At 60.8% G+C, this 18,123-nt stretch carries 15 protein-coding genes; 5 read left to right on the forward strand and 10 right to left on the reverse strand.

The window, feature by feature from the left end:
* Positions 1-2 precede the first annotated feature (2 nt).
* The gene (gene leuS / locus AB4O36_RS00120; protein WP_460120578.1) at positions 3-2,609 is read right to left on the reverse strand and encodes a leucine--tRNA ligase; all 2,607 of its coding nucleotides are present in this window, start codon (positions 2,607-2,609) and stop codon (positions 3-5) included.
* Positions 2,610-2,888: 279 nt separating this feature from the next.
* Between leuS and AB4O36_RS00125 the strand changes: the two genes are divergently transcribed.
* Together AB4O36_RS00125 and AB4O36_RS00130 are read left to right on the forward strand one after the other, a co-directional pair.
* Positions 2,889-3,209 carry a hypothetical protein gene (locus AB4O36_RS00125; protein ID WP_460120580.1) on the forward strand — a complete coding sequence of 107 codons (321 nt, stop codon included), beginning with the start codon at positions 2,889-2,891 and terminating at the stop codon, positions 3,207-3,209.
* A gap of 107 nt (positions 3,210-3,316) precedes the next feature.
* On the forward strand, positions 3,317-4,078 hold the full coding sequence (locus AB4O36_RS00130) for a YdcF family protein (protein WP_460140855.1): 762 nt from the start codon (positions 3,317-3,319) through the stop codon (positions 4,076-4,078).
* A gap of 38 nt (positions 4,079-4,116) precedes the next feature.
* Here AB4O36_RS00130 and lnt read toward each other — a convergent pair whose 3' ends face one another.
* From lnt to miaB, 5 genes are all read right to left on the reverse strand, one after another.
* A complete protein-coding gene (lnt, locus tag AB4O36_RS00135; protein ID WP_460140856.1) occupies positions 4,117-5,640 on the reverse strand; it encodes an apolipoprotein N-acyltransferase in 1,524 nt (507 codons plus the stop codon).
* Positions 5,641-5,654: 14 nt separating this feature from the next.
* Positions 5,655-6,494, reverse strand: coding sequence for an HlyC/CorC family transporter (locus tag AB4O36_RS00140; protein ID WP_460120586.1), 840 nt, complete (start codon positions 6,492-6,494; stop codon positions 5,655-5,657).
* Between the two features lie 5 nt (positions 6,495-6,499).
* On the reverse strand, positions 6,500-6,988 hold the full coding sequence (gene ybeY / locus AB4O36_RS00145; protein ID WP_460140857.1) for an rRNA maturation RNase YbeY: 489 nt from the start codon (positions 6,986-6,988) through the stop codon (positions 6,500-6,502).
* Positions 6,981-7,988 carry a PhoH family protein gene (locus AB4O36_RS00150; RefSeq protein ID WP_460120589.1) on the reverse strand — a complete coding sequence of 336 codons (1,008 nt, stop codon included), beginning with the start codon at positions 7,986-7,988 and terminating at the stop codon, positions 6,981-6,983. The genes ybeY and AB4O36_RS00150 overlap by 8 nt, the downstream gene beginning before the upstream one ends.
* Positions 7,989-8,180: 192 nt before the next feature.
* A complete protein-coding gene (gene miaB / locus AB4O36_RS00155) occupies positions 8,181-9,509 on the reverse strand; it encodes a tRNA (N6-isopentenyl adenosine(37)-C2)-methylthiotransferase MiaB (RefSeq protein WP_460120591.1) in 1,329 nt (442 codons plus the stop codon).
* Between the two features lie 133 nt (positions 9,510-9,642).
* Here miaB and AB4O36_RS00160 point away from each other — a divergent pair, with 133 nt between their 5' ends.
* Positions 9,643-9,972: a DUF1820 family protein gene (locus tag AB4O36_RS00160; protein ID WP_047736335.1), complete on the forward strand. Its 330-nt coding sequence runs from the start codon at positions 9,643-9,645 to the stop codon at positions 9,970-9,972.
* Between the two features lie 139 nt (positions 9,973-10,111).
* Here the strand turns inward: AB4O36_RS00160 and AB4O36_RS00165 are convergent, their stop codons facing one another.
* From AB4O36_RS00165 to AB4O36_RS00180, 4 genes are all read right to left on the reverse strand, one after another.
* Positions 10,112-10,666 (reverse strand): tetratricopeptide repeat protein, encoded by a 555-nt coding sequence (locus AB4O36_RS00165; protein WP_460140858.1) that lies wholly within the window; start codon positions 10,664-10,666, stop codon positions 10,112-10,114.
* Positions 10,667-10,892: 226 nt separating this feature from the next.
* Positions 10,893-12,176: a glutamate-1-semialdehyde 2,1-aminomutase gene (gene hemL / locus AB4O36_RS00170; RefSeq protein WP_460120596.1), complete on the reverse strand. Its 1,284-nt coding sequence runs from the start codon at positions 12,174-12,176 to the stop codon at positions 10,893-10,895.
* Positions 12,177-12,192: 16 nt separating this feature from the next.
* Positions 12,193-12,816: a thiamine phosphate synthase gene (gene thiE / locus AB4O36_RS00175; RefSeq protein WP_460120598.1), complete on the reverse strand. Its 624-nt coding sequence runs from the start codon at positions 12,814-12,816 to the stop codon at positions 12,193-12,195.
* A gap of 18 nt (positions 12,817-12,834) precedes the next feature.
* The gene (locus AB4O36_RS00180) at positions 12,835-13,632 is read right to left on the reverse strand and encodes a hydroxymethylpyrimidine/phosphomethylpyrimidine kinase (protein WP_460120600.1); all 798 of its coding nucleotides are present in this window, start codon (positions 13,630-13,632) and stop codon (positions 12,835-12,837) included.
* A 305-nt stretch (positions 13,633-13,937) separates the two neighbouring features.
* Here AB4O36_RS00180 and AB4O36_RS00185 point away from each other — a divergent pair, with 305 nt between their 5' ends.
* Both AB4O36_RS00185 and AB4O36_RS00190 read left to right on the forward strand, forming a co-directional pair.
* On the forward strand, positions 13,938-16,319 hold the full coding sequence (locus tag AB4O36_RS00185; RefSeq protein WP_460140859.1) for a 7TM diverse intracellular signaling domain-containing protein: 2,382 nt from the start codon (positions 13,938-13,940) through the stop codon (positions 16,317-16,319).
* A 72-nt stretch (positions 16,320-16,391) separates the two neighbouring features.
* The gene (locus tag AB4O36_RS00190) at positions 16,392-18,041 is read left to right on the forward strand and encodes an acyl-CoA dehydrogenase family protein (RefSeq protein WP_460120604.1); all 1,650 of its coding nucleotides are present in this window, start codon (positions 16,392-16,394) and stop codon (positions 18,039-18,041) included.
* Positions 18,042-18,123 lie beyond the last annotated feature (82 nt).

The raw sequence follows: 18,123 nt of genomic DNA on the forward strand, positions 1-18,123 counted from the left end.
AATTAGCTGGCGACGATGTTGACCAGTTTCCCAGGCACCACGATCACTTTACGAATAGTCAGGCCGTCGACGAAGCGCAGCACGTTTTCATTGGCACGTGCAGCGGCTTCGACTTCTTCGCGGGTTGCGCTGGCCGGCATTTCGATCTGGCCACGCAGCTTGCCATTGACCTGAATGACCAGTTGCAGGCTGTCCTGAACCAGGGCGCTTTCATCCTGAACTGGCCATTGGGCGTCGATGACCGCGCCGGAGTGACCCAGGCGAGTCCACAGCTCGTGGCTGATGTGCGGGGTGATCGGGGCCAGCAGCAGGGTCACGGCTTCCAGGCCTTCCTGGACCAGGGCGCGATCCTGCTCAGTGCCTTGTGCGGCTTTTTCCAGCACGTTCATCAGCGTCATCACCTGGGCGATGGCCGTGTTGAATTTGTGGTTCTGGCCGACGTCGTGGCTGGCCTGCTTGATGGCCAGGTGGATCGAGCGGCGAACGGCTTTCTGCTCGTCATTCAGGCGGGTGACATCCAGCTTGCCCGGCAGGCCCTGGGTGACATGGGCCTGCGCCAGGCGCCATACGCGCTTGAGGAAACGGTGCGAGCCTTCAACGCCGGAGTCGGACCACTCGGCGCTCATGTCAGGTGGCGAGGCGAACATCATGAACAGGCGGCAGGTGTCGGCGCCGAACTGATCGATCATCGATTGCGGGTCGACGCCGTTGTTCTTCGACTTGGCCATCTTTTCGGTGCCGCCGATTTCCACCGGCAGACCGTCGGCGATCAATTTCGCGCTGATGACCTTGGCTTTACTGTCACGCTCGAGTTCGACGTCCGCCGGGTTGAACCAGGTGTAGGCACCGTTGGCTTCGCGACGATAATAAGTCTCGGCGACCACCATGCCCTGGGTCAGCAGGTTCTTGAATGGCTCATTGGAGCTCACCAGGCCTTCGTCACGCATCAGCTTATGGAAGAAGCGCGCATAGAGCAGGTGAAGAATGGCGTGTTCGATGCCGCCGATGTACTGATCCACCGGCAACCAGTGGTCGGCTGCGGATTTTTCCACCAGGCCACCCTCGAAGTGCGGCGAGGCGTAACGGGCGTAGTACCACGAAGACTCGACGAAGGTGTCCATGGTGTCGGTTTCACGCTTGGCAGGCTGGCCGCATTTCGGGCAACTGCACTCGTAGAACTCGGGCATGCGCGCCAATGGCGAACCAGCGCCATCGGGTACGACATCTTCAGGCAGTACGACCGGCAGTTGATCTTCCGGCACCGGCACGTCGCCGCACTGGGTGCAGTGGATGATCGGGATCGGGCAGCCCCAGTAGCGCTGGCGGCTGATGCCCCAGTCGCGCAGGCGGAACTGGGTGCGCGAGGCGCCGAGGTTTTTCTTGATCAGCGCCACTTCGATGGCGTCGAAGGCGCCAGGGAAATCGAGACCGTCGAATTCGCCGGAGTTGATCAGCGTGCCGTGTTCGCCGTAGGCGTCCTGCCACGGTGCCGGGTTGGTGTCGCCGGAACTGGTGCGTACCACCGACTTGATCGGCAGGCTGTACTTGGTGGCGAATTCGAAATCGCGCTCGTCGTGAGCCGGTACGGCCATGACGGCGCCGTCGCCGTAATGCATCAGCACGTAGTTGGCGACCCACACCGGCAGTTTTTCACCGGTCAGCGGGTGCTCGACGAACAGCGAGGTCGGCAGGCCTTTTTTCTCCTGCGTGGCGACGTCGGCTTCAGCGACGCTGCCGCCCTTGCATTCGGCGATGAACGCTTGCAGCTCAGGGTTGTTTTGCGCGGCCAGGGCAGCCAGCGGGTGCTCGGCGGCCACGGCCACATAGGTCGCGCCCATCAGCGTGTCCGGACGGGTGGTGAAGACTTTCAACGCGCCGGCTTCGCCGATGGAATCGACGTCGTACGGGAACTGCACTTCCATGCCGCGTGACTTGCCGATCCAGTTGCGCTGCATGGTCTTGACCTGTTCAGGCCAGCCGGTCAGTTCGTCGAGGCTCTCCAGCAGTTCATCCGCGTAGGCAGTGATCTTGAAGTAGTACATCGGGATTTCGCGCTTTTCGATCAGCGCGCCGGAACGCCAGCCGCGACCATCGATCACCTGCTCGTTGGCCAGTACGGTCTGGTCGATCGGGTCCCAGTTCACGGTTCCGTTCTTGCGATAGATCACACCCTTTTCGAACAGGCGGGTGAACAGCCATTGTTCCCAGCGGTAGTAATCGGGCTTGCAGGTGGTCACCTCACGGGACCAGTCCACGGCCAGGCCCAGGCTGCGCAGCTGGGATTTCATGTAGGCGATGTTTTCGTAGGTCCATTTGGCGGGCGCTACGTTGTTCTTCATCGCGGCGTTTTCCGCCGGCATGCCAAAAGCGTCCCAACCCATGGGTTGCAGGACGTTCTTGCCTTGCATGCGCTGATAGCGGGAGATCACGTCGCCGATGGTGTAGTTGCGCACGTGCCCCATGTGCAGCTTGCCGCTGGGGTAAGGGAACATCGACAGGCAGTAGTAAGTCTCCTTGCCTGGCTGTTCACTGACTTCAAAGGACTTTTGCTCGTCCCAGAACGACTGGGCGGCGGCTTCGATTTCACGGGGCTGATATTGTTCGTGCATGGCTACTTTTGAACTGAATAGGGGTGGCCTAATCCTCTTCAATGCAACGCTGGACGCTGATCACGCCAAATCGGCGTTTCGCTGTCCAGGCGAGCTGGAAGTGGAGTTACAGGAAGCGCCGTAGCATACATGACCGCACTCTACCGAGGGAAACGCTGATTGCGGCCGCGCGTCCTGCAAAAAACGCTGCGAGGTCCGTTGGTCGCGGCATTCAGCCGGTTTGCCCATCGAAGCTAAGCTCTAAATGGGGAGTGAGTCTTATCTTCAATGAGGTGAGGGATGGTTGAGTTACAGCAAAAAGCGACAAAACCCGAGCTTTACGAAAAATTGATCGATCGTCTGGGAATCGCCCTCGACGCCGCAAAAACGGCTGGTCGGCTGCGCGATGAGCGTCCCCTGGAGCTGGAACTGCGTGGCCTGAGCCCCGCAGAGTTTGCATTGGTCAAGGCTTATCTGGATCGCAGTGAACGTGAAACACACGGATGCCTGTCAGAAGCAGTGAAGCAACTCGACGCACCACGTTCGGCCAAGATCATCTGGCTCAAGGGCAAGGCACCTGACAGGGACGCGGTAAAGGTCCGGTCTCTGCAGTTCAAGTGAGGGCACTTGAAGTCATGACGCAGGTTTTTTTAAAGCCTGATCCTTGCGCATCTGTTGTCGCATTGCGCCAACCCACTTAGGCTTCGGGCATCTTATGGAGATGCTCGATGCCTTTTCGATATTTCATCAAACAACTTCTGCTGCCCCCCGGCATCTTGTTGCTATTGCTTGCGCTCGCCTGGTGGTTTCGTCGTTCCAGGCCACGCTTGGCCGGTGCGTGCTTCGCGCTCGGTCTGGGTGGGTTGTGGTTGATGAGCCTGCCGGTGGTGGTGCAATGGAGCGCCGGTGCCCTTGAGCGCATCCCGCCGCTGGCTCGCGATGAATGGGCAACGCTCGGGCAGCATGCCGACGCCATTGTGGTGCTGGGGTCGGGGCGTGAACGTGGCGACCCCGCCTGGGGGGCTGACCAGCCAACCGGTGTGGGCCTCGAGCGAGAGCGTTATGCCGCGAGGCTGGCCAAGGCTTCGGGCTTGCCAGTAATGACCACGGGTGGGTTGCATTACGGCACGCCACCTTCGGAAGCCAGGTTGATGGCGGACTCCCTGCGAGACGACTTCGGCGTCACCGTGCGCTGGCAGGAAGAGCGCAGCCGCACCACCTGGGAAAACGCGCAGTTCAGCGCCGAGGTGTTGCTGCCACAGGGAATCAAGCGCGTGGTGGTCGTAACTCACGCCTGGCACATGCCGCGCTCGGTCTGGAGCTTCGAGCGCGCGGGGTTTGAAGTGGTGCCGGCACCGGTGGGTTTTCTGGGCGTTGACAATGCCCGCCCTTTGGGCGGCTGGATGCCGGAGCTCAAGTCGATCTGGCAGAGCGGGCAGTTGATGAACGAAGCGGTGGGGCAGGTCGGGTATTCGTTGTTTTATCGCTGAAGCTGGATCGTTCCCCGAGGGGAACGATCGTCGCAGCCCTAGACCGTCTTGGCCATCCGGCTCACCACTAGCGCCCAACCAAACAGCAGCACACAGACAATGATCAGCGGCCACGAACGCCATTGCAGGTAGGGCGTGAGGTTGTGCATTGGCACCACTTCGCCGTACAGGACACCGCGTTCGAACTGCGGGATCTGCTCGGTAATCTGGCCGAACGGGTTGATCAGTCCGGTCACGCCGTTGTTGGTGGCACGGATCATCCAGCGGCCCGCCTCGAGCGCGCGCATCTGCGCCATCTGCAAGTGTTGCAGCGGCCCGATGGAGGTGCCGAACCAGGTGTCGTTGCTGATGGTCAGCAACAGATCACTGCGGGCGGACAGGCCGGCGGCGAACTCTGGATAAACCACTTCGTAGCAGATGAACGGTGCAATCTGGTAGCCCTTGGCCTGGAGCATGGCCTGATCGGCGGGGCCACGGGCGAAGTCCGACATTGGCAGGTCGAAGAATGCGATCAGCCCACGCAGCACATCCTGTAGCGGCACGTATTCGCCGAACGGCACCAGCTTCTGCTTGAGGTAGGTGCCATCGCCTTCGCCCACCACGGTGATGCCGTTGAAGAAACGCTTCTGGTGATGGACTTCCTGGCGAATCGGGACACCGGTGATCAGCGCGCTCTTACGCTCGGCGGCGAAATTTCCCATGATGCTCAGGTAGCCCTCGGCGGACTCCTTGAGCACCGGCACCGCCGTTTCCGGCCAGATCAGCAGGTCGACCGGCTTGGAGCGAAAGCTCATGTCGCGGTACAGCGCCAATTGCGAGTTGAGCTGTGCCGGGTCCCATTTCATGCTTTGTTCGATATTGCCCTGGATCGCGGCCACGGTCAGCGGCGCCCCCGATGGGCTGGTCCAGGCATGGTGCTTGAGCGCGATGCCGGCTATCCAGGGGCCGATCAACAGCAACGCTCCCGCTGCCACGAAGCCCTTGCGACCATTGCTGATCAGTCGTGGCGCGTTCACGATCAGGGCAGCCGTCAGCGCCAGGGTGAAAGACACCAGCCACATGCCACCCACGGGCACAAGGCCGGCCAACGGGCCGTCAAGTTGGCTGTAACCGGAATACAGCCATGGGAAGCCGGTGAGGAACCAGCCGCGAAACGCTTCCTGGCCGACCCACAAGGCGGCAAAAGCCATGGCATCGGCCAGAGGCGCCTCGTTGCGGCGCAGCCAGCGTGCCCAGACCCAGGCAGGCAGGGCGAAGAACCAGGCAATCGCAGCGGTGAACAGCAGCATCAGGAAACCGGCCAGCAACACCGAGGCACCGCCGAAGTTGTGGATGCTGTAATAGATCCAACTGGTGCCGGCGCCAAACAGGCCGAAACCGAAGCACCAGCCTCGGCCCAGTGCCTGGCGGGGGCTCAACTCACGCAGGCCCACGTAAAAAAGGCCGACCGCCAGCAATGCCAGTGGCCAGATATCGAACGGGGCCAGGGCCAGGGTGGTGATTGCACCGGCCGCCACGGCCAGCAGGTTACCGGGCCAGCCGGGGCGGGTCATACGACGCATTTCAATCCTTGGATTCAGCGAGCGATAGGGGTCAGGCGTAGCAAATGAATCCGACGGCTGTCGGCGTTCAGGATGCGGAAGCGGTAAGGACCGATTTCGGTGATTTCATTGCGTTTGGGCAAATGTCCGAATGCGCTCATCACCAGGCCACCGACGGTATCGAATTCATCGTTGGAAAACTCGCTGTCGAAGAACTCGTTGAAGTTCTCGATCGGCGTCAGCGCCTTGACCAGGAAGTCACCGCTGGGCAGGGGCTTGATGTAGCTGTCCTCTTCAACGTCATGCTCGTCTTCGATGTCGCCGACGATCTGTTCCAGCACGTCTTCGATGGTCACCAGACCCGCCACACCGCCGTATTCGTCGATGACGATGGCCATGTGGTTATGGTTGGCGCGGAATTCGCGCAGCAGTACGTTCAGGCGCTTGGACTCGGGCACGAAAGTGGCCGGGCGCAGCAGGTCCTTGATGTTGAAGCTGTCGCCGTTTTCCTTGAGGATCAACGGCAGCAAGTCCTTGGCCAGCAGCACGCCCATCACATCATCGTGGCTTTCGCCGATGACCGGATAGCGCGAGTGGGCGGAGTCGACCACGGCGGGCAGGAACTCGCGGGGTGTCTGGGTCGCCTTGATGCTGACCATCTGCGAGCGGGGAACCATGATGTCCCTGACTTGCAGGTCTGCAACCTGGATGGCGCCTTCGACGATGGCCAGCGCTTCGCTGTCCAGCAACTTGTTTTGGTGCGCGTCGCGCAGCAGCTCCAGCAGCTCCTGGCGGTTTTTCGGCTCGTGGGCAAAAGCCTGGGTGAGCTTACCCAGCCATGACTTCTGCCCGTTGCTCGATCGATCTTCGCTCATAGCGATTACTCTGAATCCTTGGTTGTTACGATAGTGGATGTTTCGTCGTCCGCGTACGGATCGGGGTAGCCCAACTCTGCAAGCAAGGTACGTTCCAGTGCTTCCATTTCTTCGGCTTCGTCGTCATCTATATGGTCATAACCGAGCAGATGCAAGCAGCCGTGGATCACCAGATGTGCCCAATGGGCCTTGAGTTCCTTGCCTTGTTCGGCGGCTTCACGCTCAACCACTGCCACGCAGATCACCAGATCGCCCAGCAAGGGGATATCGAGAAACTCGTCGGGCACATCGGCAGGAAACGACAGGACGTTGGTGGCATAGTCCTTTTGCCGCCAGGTGTTATTGAGTTCACGACCCTCGGGTTCATCGACCAGGCGAATGGTCATCTCCGAGTCGGCGGTCCGCTGGCGCAGGGCCAGTTCGCACCATTGGCGGAACTCGGCTTCGGCGGGGGCGCACGCTTGGGTCGCGATTTGCAGGTCAAGCTCAAGCATCGCGACGGCTATCCTTGGCGGCTGCATCTTCGGCCGCGCGGGTTTCGAAGCGCTCATAGGCTTCGACAATGCGCTGAACCAGCGGATGGCGCACGACGTCCTTGGGCTGGAAGTGCGTGAAGCTGATGCCCGGCACGTCCTTGAGCACTTCGATCACGTGGTGCAGCCCGGATTTGGTGCCGCGTGGCAAATCGACCTGGGTGATGTCACCGGTGATGACTGCAGTCGAGCCGAACCCGATCCGGGTCAGGAACATTTTCATCTGCTCGACGGTGGTGTTCTGGCTTTCGTCGAGGATGATGAAGCTGTTGTTCAGCGTACGGCCGCGCATGTAGGCCAGCGGCGCAACTTCGATCACTTGGCGCTCGATCAGCTTGGCCACGTATTCGAAACCGAGCATTTCATAGAGTGCATCGTAGAGCGGGCGAAGGTACGGGTCGATTTTCTGCGACAGGTCGCCCGGCAGGAAGCCCAGCTTCTCACCGGCTTCAACCGCCGGACGAACCAGCAGGATGCGGCGCACCTGTTCGCGTTCCAGCGCGTCTACCGCACAGGCAACGGCCAGATAGGTCTTGCCGGTACCGGCTGGGCCGATGCCGAAATTGATATCGTTGCCGAGGATTTCCTTCACGTAGCGCAGCTGATTCAAGCCGCGTGGGCGAATCATGCCTTTCTTGGTGCGCAGGGCCACGGAAGGTTCGGATGCAGACACGTTGTCCAGCTGTTCGACGGCCGATTCCTGCAGGAACAGGTGAACCATGTCCGGAGACAGGTCGGTCCCCTTGGTTTCACGATACAGGCGGCGCAGGAGGTTTTCCGCGGAGGTGGTGTGCTTTGGGTCGCCGATCAGCTCGAACTGATTGCCGCGGTTGCGGATCTCGATGCTCAGGCGCTGTTCGATCAAGCGCAGGTGCTCGTCGAATTGCCCGCACAGATTGGCGAAGCGGCGAGCCTCAAAGGGCTCGAGAATAAAACGATGTGGTTCTATGGGTGCGTTCAAGGTCGTATTTAGCCGCCCTGGGGCAATTAAGTTGAAATCAAGGATAACGCCAGCGGCGCGGGTGCGAAAGCTCAAAAAAGTAAGGTCGCCACTAACACTGTAGGAGCGGGCTTGCCCGCGATTGCGGTGTGTCATTCAGAGATTTGCCATCTGACACCCCGCAATCGCGGGCAAGACCGCTCCTACAGGCCGTTATTGGATCAGCGAACCCCGCAGTGAGTGCGGTTGTGCAGCATCGATGTGCACGTCGGCGAACTGTCCGATCAGGGTTGGATTGTCGCAGCGAAAGTTGACGATACGATTATTTTCGGTCCGGCCTTGCAGCTCGCCGGGGTCTTTTTTCGAGTAATCGGTCACCAGGATGCGCTGGACAGAGCCGACCATTTGTCGGCTGATCTCGAAACCCTGCTGGTTCAGGCGATGTTGCAGGGCGTTCAGGCGTTCCTTTTTCAGTTCTTCCGGGGTCTCGTCTGCCAGATCGGCCGCCGGCGTGCCCGGACGCTGGCTGTAGACGAATGAATAGGAGAAGTCGAAACCGACGTCTTCGATCAGTTTCATGGTCTGTTCGAAGTCTTTCTCTGTTTCCCCCGGGAAACCCACAATGAAGTCCGAGCTGATGCAAATGCCCGGCACGGCGGCACGCAGCTTGCGCAGCTTGGACTTGTATTCCAGCGCCGTGTGATTGCGCTTCATCGCGGCCAGGATCCGGTCCGAGCCCGATTGCACCGGCAGGTGCAGGTGCTTCACCAGTTCCGGCACTTCGGCGTGGGCCTGGATCAGACTGTCGGAAAACTCCAGCGGATGGGAAGTGGTGTAGCGAATGCGGTCGATGCCATCGACAGCGGCCACCACACGAATCAGTTCTGCCAGGTCCGCCAGACGCCCGTCGTGGGTGGTTCCGCGATAACCGTTGACGTTCTGGCCCAGCAAGGTCACTTCACGCACGCCGTTTTCGGCCAGGTGAATGATTTCGGCGATCACGTCATCGAACGGCCGGCTGACTTCCTCGCCACGGGTGTAGGGCACCACGCAGAACGTACAGTACTTGCTGCAACCTTCCATGACCGACACGTAGGCACTCGGGCCATCGATGCGTGGTTCGGGCAGGTGGTCGAATTTTTCGATTTCCGGGAACGACACGTCGACTTGCGGCAGTTTACTGATGCGCGCGGCGTCGATCATTTCCGGCAGGCGGTGTAAGGTCTGTGGGCCGAACACCACGTCTACGTAGGGAGCACGGTCGCGGATCGCGGCGCCTTCCTGACTGGCCACGCAACCGCCGACAGCGATGACCATGTCTGGATTGGCCAGTTTCAGTTCGCGCCAGCGGCCGAGCTGGGAATACACCCGATCCTGGGCGCGTTCGCGGATCGAACAGGTGTTAAGCAGAATCACGTCGGCATCTTCGGCGCGAGCGGTGACTTCCAGGGCCTGGTGTTCACCCAGCAGATCGACCATGCGCGAGCTGTCGTACTCGTTCATCTGGCAACCGTGGGTTTCGATGTAAAGCTTCTTGGCCATGGATACAGTCATCACGTGATTCAAAGAACCGCGCATTATAGGGAACAAGCCCCCAGGTTCCTACCGCTGTGCGTCCGGTGGCTATGCTATAGTTTGCGCCCTCATTTTATCCCCGATGTGTTCCTCGCCCGCCATGACCAAACGTGAAGCTCCAATCTACAAGGTGATTTTCCTCAACCAGGGCCAGGTGTTCGAAATGTACGCCAAGCAGATCTATCAGAGTGATCTGTGGGGGTTCCTGGAAGTGGAAGAATTCGTCTTTGGCGAGCGCACGCAGGTGGTGGTCGACCCGAGCGAAGAGAAACTCAAGGCACAGTTCGAAGGTGTCGTGCGCAGCTTTGTACCGATGCATTCGATTGTGCGCATCGATGAAGTCGAGCGCCTGGGCACGCCGAAAATCAGCGAAGCGCGCGCAGGCGTTGGCAATGTGATGCCGTTTCCGATGCCGATGCCTGAGAAGTAGGCTTAAGACCGAGTCGCGCCTATCGCGACGGTTCGACGCCTCGACAAGCCCGCTCCCACAGGATCAACACCGTTGTGAGATCGGTGAAACCTGTGGGAGCGGGCTTGCCCGCGATGGGGCCGGGAAGGTCGGTACTGAATCAGGGCAACGGCGAAAAAGGCGTACGCCCATCGGCGCTCTGCAGTTCCATCAGGTATTTGCGGAAAATCTGCCCCAGCACCTGGGTGGCGATTTCCAGTTCTTCGCGGGGCATCTTCTCGGCGACTTCGTCAGCGGTGTCCAGCGCATCTTCGGCGCCATTGACCGCGGCCATTTTCAGCACGATGTAGGCCTGGATGTTGTTGGCCTGTACGCCTTCGCCGTGGAAGAACATGGTGCCGAGTTTGAACTGTGCCTGGGCGTGGCCTTGCAGGGAGGCCTTTTCGAAGTAGCTCAGGGCTTTGTCGAGGTCACGCGTGGTGTTTTTACCCGCGTAGTAAAACTCGCCCAGTTCGTATTGCGCCTGCGCATCGCCTTCATCCGAGGCTTTCTGGCAGGCAGCGAGCGCCTGTTCCAGATCTTGCGGCTGGGTATTGAGGGTGCAGCGACCCATCGCTGGGATCAACAACGAGTTACCGCCTGCTTGTGCGAGCGCGAGCAGGGGTTGAAGGAGCAACAGGCAGCCCAGTGCGAGGATGCGGCCGGTGCGGTTCATGGGAATCGACTTACCTCTGAAGGGCACGCGGACCCGTCGAGGGGATCCAATAAGCGCGCATTATGAAATAAGCAGGGCCATCCTTACAAAGTCTTTACTCGTTTTTCTGCTGCGCGGGGAATATATCTCCCGGTTTACGGGGGATTATCGACAGATCGGTAGGAAAATACGCGTGCGTGTAGGTGAAAGCTGACGCTGGCGATCGCCAACGTCAGCCTTGCAGCACTTATTTCAACGCGGCAAATGCACGCTCCGCGGCATCCAGGGTCAGTTTCAGCTCGGCTTCGCCGTGGGCGATCGAAGTGAAGCCGGCTTCGAACGCGCTAGGTGCCAGGTACACGCCACCGTCAAGCATCAGGTGGAAGAAGCGCTTGAACAGGTTGGCATCGCTGGCCATCACGTCATCGAATGTCACGATGTCGTCGGCACCGCTGAAGTACAGGCCGAACATGCCACCGGCCTGGGTGGTCACGAACGGAATGCCGGCAGCATCGGCGCGTTGTTGGAGGCCGTCGAGCAGGCGGCTGGTGTAGTCGCTCAGCTCGTCATGGAAGCCCGGGCGGCTGATCAGGCGCAGGGTGGTCAGGCCGGCAGCCATCGCCAGTGGGTTACCCGACAGGGTGCCTGCCTGGTAGACCGGCCCCAGTGGCGCGATGTGCGACATGATTTCGCGTTTACCGCCGAAGCAGCCGACCGGCATGCCGCCACCGATGATCTTGCCGAAGGTGCTCAGGTCCGGGGTGACGCCGTAGTGCGCCTGGGCGCCGCCGAGCGCAACACGGAAACCGGTCATCACTTCGTCGAAGATCAGCACCACGCCGTGCTTGTCGCACAGGCTGCGCAGGCCTTCCAGGAAACCGGGTGCCGGAGGCACGCAGTTCATGTTGCCGGCCACGGGCTCGACAATGATGCACGCCACGTCCTGGCCGACTTCGGCGAGCATTGCTTGCACGGCGTCGATGTCGTTGAACGGCAGGGTCAGGGTGTGTTTGGCGAACGCCGCAGGGACGCCAGCCGAGCTCGGTACACCCTGGGTCAGCAGACCGGAACCAGCCTTGACCAGCAGGCTGTCGGAATGCCCGTGGTAGCAGCCTTCGAACTTGATGATGCTGTCGCGACCGGTGAATCCACGGGCCAGGCGAATCGCACTCATGGTGGCTTCGGTGCCGGAGCTGACCATGCGCACCATTTCCATCGACGGCACGATCGAGCAGACCAGATCCGCCATCTCGGTTTCCATTGCGGTCGGGGCGCCGTAGGACAGGCCGTGTTCCAACTGCTTGCGTACCGCGTCCAGCACGTCCGGGTGGCTGTGGCCGAGAATCATCGGGCCCCAGGAACCGACGTAGTCGACATAGCGTTTGTCGTCTTCGTCGGTGACGTACGCACCTTCTGCATGCTTGAAGAACAGCGGTGTGCCGCCCACGCTCTTGAAGGCACGGACAGGCGAGTTCACGCCACCGGGAATGTGTTTCTGGGCATTGGCAAACAACGTTTCGGAACGAGACATGATCGGGCTCTCAATATCAGACTTTCAGTAATTCGTTGAAGGCGCGGGCGCGGCGAGTCACTTCGGCGGTGTTCTGCGCGCCAAACAGGCCGTGGACCACCGCCAGCAGGTCGACTCCGTGCGCCACCAGTGGCGCAGCGTTATCCAGAGTGATGCCGCCGATCGCACAGATCGGCAGGTGCAGCTGGCGTCGGGCCTGGTCAAGCAGTTCGAGGCTGCAGCTCGGCGCGCCGGGTTTGGTGGTGGAATTGAAGAAGCGACCAAAGGCGACATAGCTGGCGCCTTCCCTGGCCGCCTGTTCGGCCAGTTCGAGCTGTGCATGGCAGGTCGAGCCGATGATCGCTTTGGAACCGAGCAGGGCGCGGGTCGGAGACAGAGGACCGTCGGTCTGGCCCAGGTGCACGCCGACATTCAGGCGAGCAGCCAGCTCGGCATCGTCGTTGATGATGAGTTGGGTCTTGTAGCGCTCGCACAAATCACGCAACTTTTCGGCCTCACGCAGGCGACGGGCCTGGTCATCGCTCTTGTCGCGGTATTGCAGCAGGGTGACGCCGCCTTCAAGCGCCGCCTCCACGTACGAGAGGAATTTGCCGGCCAGTAACTGGCTGTCGGTAATCGCGTAAAGGCCGCGTAGTTTCATCGGACAAGCCCCATGGTGTTACGAGCAGAAATCCAGTGGCAGGCGACGCGGGACGAACTGGCCTTTGCCCAGTTGCTCGGCGTCGCGCAGGGTGCGCCACGTGTAGTTAAGTGCAGTCTGCACGGCGCTGGCGAGGTTTTCGCCCTGGGCCAGACGGCCGGCGAGGGCGCTGGCCAGGGTGCAGCCCGAGCCGTGATAACTGCCGGGCAGGCGCTGGCAGATGAAGGTTTCGCGGTGACCGTCGCGGCTGTACAGGCGGTTGTGGATTTCGCTCTCTTCGCCATGCCCGCCGGTGATCAGCAGGTGTTTGACGAAAGGCAGGAGTTTTTCCGCGCACTCGTCGGCGCTGCCCTCGGGCAGTTCGGCCAGGATGCGCGCTTCGGGCAGGTTGGGCGTGGCGATGATCGACAGGGGCAACAGACGTTCGCGCATGGCGTAACCGACCTCATCCTTGCCCAGTCGCCCGCCGCCGCCGGCACGCAACACCGGGTCGCAGACCATCGGCAGGTGCGGGTGCGCCTGGAGCAGTTCGACCACGGTGTCGACCATTTCCAGGGAACCGAGCATGCCCAGCTTGACCGCCGCGACTTCGGAGTCGTTGAGTACGGCATTGGCCTGGGCCAATACCCACTCACGATCGAGGACACGGAAGTCAGTGACGTTGACCGTGTCTTGCACGGTCAGGGCGGTGACGGCCGGAGCCGCATGGCAACCCTGTGCGAGCAGGGCTTCGATATCTGCCTGCAAGCCGGCGCCACCACTGGGATCATGGCCGGAGAGACAAAGGACAACGGGGCGAGAGCTGTAGATATTCATGGTGCGCGAGCTTACCACCAGTCGTCCGGTGAGTCATGGTAACCACCGCACCTGAGCCTACAGGAATGCGCCTGACAGCCGATGCACTGACACGAGTTGACCGTTTAAACAGTTCTGGCTCTCTGCGTGGCTCTGGAATGCCCGTACTAGAGCCTTTTCAGGAAATGTTTCAATGGTGTTCAATGGCCATCAACGGCTATGCTAGAGTGGATCCAAATCAATAACAGGTCACGCCGGTTTTACGTCTGCTCGAAGGGAATGAGGGGCTTTTTGAGATTAACCGGACAAGCCATGCTGGGGCTTCAATGCGCTATTTGCTGATGTTGCTGTTCTGCTTGCCCCTTATGGCCAGTGCAGTCGAATTCGATGAGTTCACTCAGAGCCTGCCCCTGGGTCAAACCCTGCAAGTCTTCGAAGATGCAGGTGGCCAGGCGACCATCGACGATATTCGTGCACAAGCCGCCAACGGACATTTCAAGCCCCACCACAAGGCTACCCTGAACGCCGGATACTCGCGTTCGGTGTTCTGGCTGAAAATCGACCTGCACTACCGCCCGACCAACCCTGGTGCCCAGCGCACCTGGTTGCTGGAGCTGGCTTATCCACCGCTTGACCGTCTTGACCTGTATGCACCCGACGCTGGCGGTGCCTATCGGCTGGTGCGTCAGACGGGCGATGCCTTGCCCTTCGACAGTCGTGAAATCCGCCAGAACAACTACCTGTTTGAGCTGAGCTTCAAGGCCGATCAGGCACAAACCGTGTACCTGCGCCTGCAAAGCGAAGGCTCGATCCAGGCGCCAGTCACCTTGTGGTCGAGCACCGCGTTTCTCGAGGAGCAGCCGGTTCGTCTCTATGTACTGGGCCTGATCTATGGTGTCTTGTTGGGCATGCTGGTCTACAACCTCTTCATCTACCTCAGCGTGCGCGACACCAGTTACCTCTATTACATTTTCTACATCGCTTCGTTTGGCCTGTATCAGCTGTCGGTGAACGGCGCGGCCGTCCAGTATTTCTGGCCGAACAATCCCTGGTGGGCCAACGCTGCCACACCGTTCTTCATCGGTTGCGCCGGGCTGTTCGGCAGCCAGTTCGCACGCAGCTTCCTGCAAACCGCCAACCTCAACCGCTGGCTGGATCGCTTGTTGATGGCGCTGATTGCGTTTGGCGCGTTGGTAGTCGGGTTGTCGCTGATGACCAGTTACGCCCTGGCCCTGCGCCTGGCCACCGCGTTGGCGCTGAGCTTCACCGTGGTGATTTTCGCAGCGGGAATTTTTTCATGGTGGCGCGGCCTGCGGGTGGCCCGCTACTTCATCATCGCCTGGTCGGCGTTCCTGCTGGGCGGCATCGTCAACACGCTGATGGTGCTGGGTTATCTGCCCAACGTGTTCCTGACCATGTACTCCAGCCAGATCGGCTCGGCCATCGAAGTGGCGCTGTTGTCCCTGGCGCTGGCGGACCGCATCAACGCCATGCGCGAACAGCAGGCGCAGACCTTGCTCGACGCCGGGCAAAAACTTGAAGTGCTCAACCAGCAGTTGGCGCACAGCAACAAGCTCAAGGACGAGTTCCTTGCCACGCTGACCCATGAGCTGCGTACGCCGATGAATGGTGTGATCGGTTCGCTGGAGTTGATGCAAACGGTCGACATGGACCCTGAGCTTGAGCAATACCAGCAAACCGCCGCCGGTTCGGCGCGGGACATGATGCGCATGGTCAATGGCATTCTCACCCTGACCGAACTCCAGGCGGGCAAGCTCAAGGCCAATGAATCGACGTTCAGCCTGCGCAGCGTGATCGATGCCTTGCGCCTGCAGTTCGAAGGCAACGCGTCGGGCAAGTCGCTGGACTTCAAGGTCGATGTCGCGCCGGGCCTGCCGGACCGGGTGCAAGGTGACAGCAGCAAGCTGGCGCAATGCCTGGAATGCCTGTTGGACAACGCGATCAAGTTCACCCGTGTCGGCGGCGTGGCGCTCAGGGTCACGGGCAAACCCGTGGCGTCGGGACGGCTGGCGTTGTCTTTTGCAGTGATCGACACCGGCATCGGCTTTACGGATCTGGGCGAAGCCACGTTGTACCAGCGCTTCTTCCAGCTCGACGGCTCAATGACCCGTGAGCATGGTGGCCTGGGTGTCGGCTTGGCGATCTGCCGGCAACTGGTGGAGTTGCTCGGTGGCCAGTTGACTCACCGATCCGAACCGGGGCGCGGCAGTCGCTTCCAGCTCGACGTCGAATTCGGGGTGCCGGTGATGGCGTGTGTTGCGACGCCAGCGACTCGGGATCTGCCTCACTTGCGCTTGCCGCAGGACTGCACCGTGCTGTTGGTGGATGAAAACGATATTAACCAGTTACTGATGCGCGGCATGTTGCTCAAGCTCGGCTTTCGCGTGCGTACGGCTGACGACGGCGTCGCCGCGCTGGATTTCCTTCAGCGCGAAACGTTCGACGCCGTTTTGCTCGACAGTGAGTTGCCGCAGATGAACGGTGTGTCGCTGTGCTGCCAGATACATGCGTTGCCCGGTTGCGAGCAGGTGCCTGTGTTCATGATGGTCCTCAACGGCGACCGCGAGCGGTGCGTGACGGGTGACTTGATCGAGGCGCTGAGCAAACCGGTGAAATTCGAAGACCTGCAGGCAGCGATGTACCGGCGCGTGCTGTGCCCGCAACAGGGTGAAAGCGCCGACAGTTAGGCGGATATGCCACTTTGTTCGGCTTCGGGGCAGTGCTTAACTGAACCTTCTGGCTGACCGAGGAGCCCCTTCATGAACCTGCATCAGTTCGCTGAAACCCACGAAGTGACCAACCAGCCGCCGTCGCTGGACGGCACCAACCTGTATCGCATTGATCTGCCTTTGCAGGAGTGGTCGCGGCGGTTCGGCGCTGACTGGGCCCAATCACGAATCGATGCCTACGGTGCGCTGGCCGGCGGTCCGCTGATGGAAGCGGGGTTCCTGGCCAATCAAAACAAGCCCGTGTTCGTCAGCCATGACCGTTTTGGTCATCGTATCGATCTGGTGGAGTTTCACCCGGCTTATCATGAGCTGATGCGCACGGCGATCGAGCACGGCCTGACCTCCTTGCCGTGGGCGCACCCGCAGTCCGGGGCCCATGTCGCCCGCGCCGCCATGACCTACCTGCACAGCCAGGCTGAAGCTGGCAGCGGTTGCCCGCTGACCATGACCTTCGCCAGTGTGCCGGCGTTGCGCTTGCAACCCGATTTGGCTGAACAGTGGCTGCCGAAAGTCCTCGCCACCGAATATGACCCGCGCAACGTCGGCATGGCGCACAAGGCGGGTGTCACCATCGGCATGGCCATGACCGAGAAGCAGGGGGGCACCGACGTGCGGGCCAATACCACCAAAGCCTATCCGGTAGGTGCCAGCGGCCCGGGCCAGGCGTACGAACTGGTCGGCCACAAGTGGTTTTGCTCGGCACCGATGTGTGACGCCTTCCTGACCCTGGCCCAGACCGAAAAGGGGCTGACCTGTTTCCTGCTGCCGCGCCACCGCCCGGATGACTCGCGCAATCAGTTCTACATCCAGCGTTTGAAAAACAAACTTGGCAATTGCTCCAACGCTTCCAGCGAAGTCGAGTTCCGTGGGGCGTTGGCGTGGATGGTCGGCGAGGAGGGGCGCGGCGTACCCACGATCATCGAAATGGTCGCCATGACCCGCTTCGATTGCATGGTGGGCTCAAGTGCGCTGATGAGACAGGCATTGACCCAGGCAAGCCACCACTGTGCCCACCGTCAGGTCGGTGGCAAAACCCTGAACGAGCAACCGTTGATGCAGAACGTGCTTGCCGATCTTGCCCTTGAAAGCGAGGCGGCCCTGGCGTTGAGCCTGCGCATGGGCAAGGCGCTGGATCACCTGAACCATACGCACGAAGCAAAATTCGCCCGTCTGGTGACGGCGGTGGGCAAGTACTGGATCTGCAAGCGGGCGCCGGCGATGATCAATGAAGCGGCGGAATGCATGGGCGGTGCCGGCTATGTCGAAGACAGCATCCTGCCGCGACTTTACCGCGAAGCACCGGTCAATTCGACGTGGGAAGGTTCTGGTAACGTGCAATGCCTGGACGTGCTGCGGGCGCTTTCCAAGGAGCCGGGTGTGCTGGACGTGCTGTTCAGCGAGTTGGGTGACGGCCACGGCGACAAGCGCCTGGCCGCGCATATCAGCCAGTTGCACGCGGCGTTCAAGGACACCAGCGACATCCAGTACCGCGCACGCCAATTGACCGAAGACATCGCCCTGGGCTTGCAGGCCAAATTGTTGCTCGAGGCGGGCAATGCGTCGGTGAGTGATGCGTTCATTGCCAGTCGCCTGGATGACGGGGCGGGTCGCGTGTATGGCGCGCTGCCACGGGGGTTGGATGTCGAGGCGATCGTGGCGCGGGCGACTCCGCCTCTCTAAGCCGCACAGATAACCCCTGTAGGAGCGAGCTTGCTCGCGATAGCGGTGTGTCTGATCCACCGCAATCGCGAGCAAGCTCGCT

The sequence above is a fragment of the Pseudomonas sp. S2_E01 genome (assembly GCF_054668365.1).

Bases quoted from the DNA above. Each gene is read 5' to 3' on its own strand.
- thiE (WP_460120598.1), bottom strand. From the start codon at position 12,816: ATGAAACTACGCGGCCTTTACGCGATTACCGACAGCCAGTTACTGGCC.
- miaB (WP_460120591.1), bottom strand. From the start codon at position 9,509: ATGGCCAAGAAGCTTTACATCGAAACCCACGGTTGCCAGATGAACGAG.
- ybeY (WP_460140857.1), bottom strand. From the start codon at position 6,988: ATGCTTGAGCTTGACCTGCAAATCGCGACCCAAGCGTGCGCCCCCGCC.
- hemL (WP_460120596.1), bottom strand. From the start codon at position 12,176: ATGTCTCGTTCCGAAACGTTGTTTGCCAATGCCCAGAAACACATTCCC.
- AB4O36_RS00130 (WP_460140855.1), top strand. From the start codon at position 3,317: ATGCCTTTTCGATATTTCATCAAACAACTTCTGCTGCCCCCCGGCATC.
- AB4O36_RS00140 (WP_460120586.1), bottom strand. From the start codon at position 6,494: ATGAGCGAAGATCGATCGAGCAACGGGCAGAAGTCATGGCTGGGTAAG.
- leuS (WP_460120578.1), bottom strand. From the start codon at position 2,609: ATGCACGAACAATATCAGCCCCGTGAAATCGAAGCCGCCGCCCAGTCG.
- AB4O36_RS00180 (WP_460120600.1), bottom strand. From the start codon at position 13,632: ATGAATATCTACAGCTCTCGCCCCGTTGTCCTTTGTCTCTCCGGCCAT.
- AB4O36_RS00160 (WP_047736335.1), top strand. From the start codon at position 9,643: ATGACCAAACGTGAAGCTCCAATCTACAAGGTGATTTTCCTCAACCAG.
- lnt (WP_460140856.1), bottom strand. From the start codon at position 5,640: ATGCGTCGTATGACCCGCCCCGGCTGGCCCGGTAACCTGCTGGCCGTG.
- AB4O36_RS00190 (WP_460120604.1), top strand. From the start codon at position 16,392: ATGAACCTGCATCAGTTCGCTGAAACCCACGAAGTGACCAACCAGCCG.
- AB4O36_RS00165 (WP_460140858.1), bottom strand. From the start codon at position 10,666: ATGAACCGCACCGGCCGCATCCTCGCACTGGGCTGCCTGTTGCTCCTT.
- AB4O36_RS00125 (WP_460120580.1), top strand. From the start codon at position 2,889: ATGGTTGAGTTACAGCAAAAAGCGACAAAACCCGAGCTTTACGAAAAA.
- AB4O36_RS00185 (WP_460140859.1), top strand. From the start codon at position 13,938: ATGCGCTATTTGCTGATGTTGCTGTTCTGCTTGCCCCTTATGGCCAGT.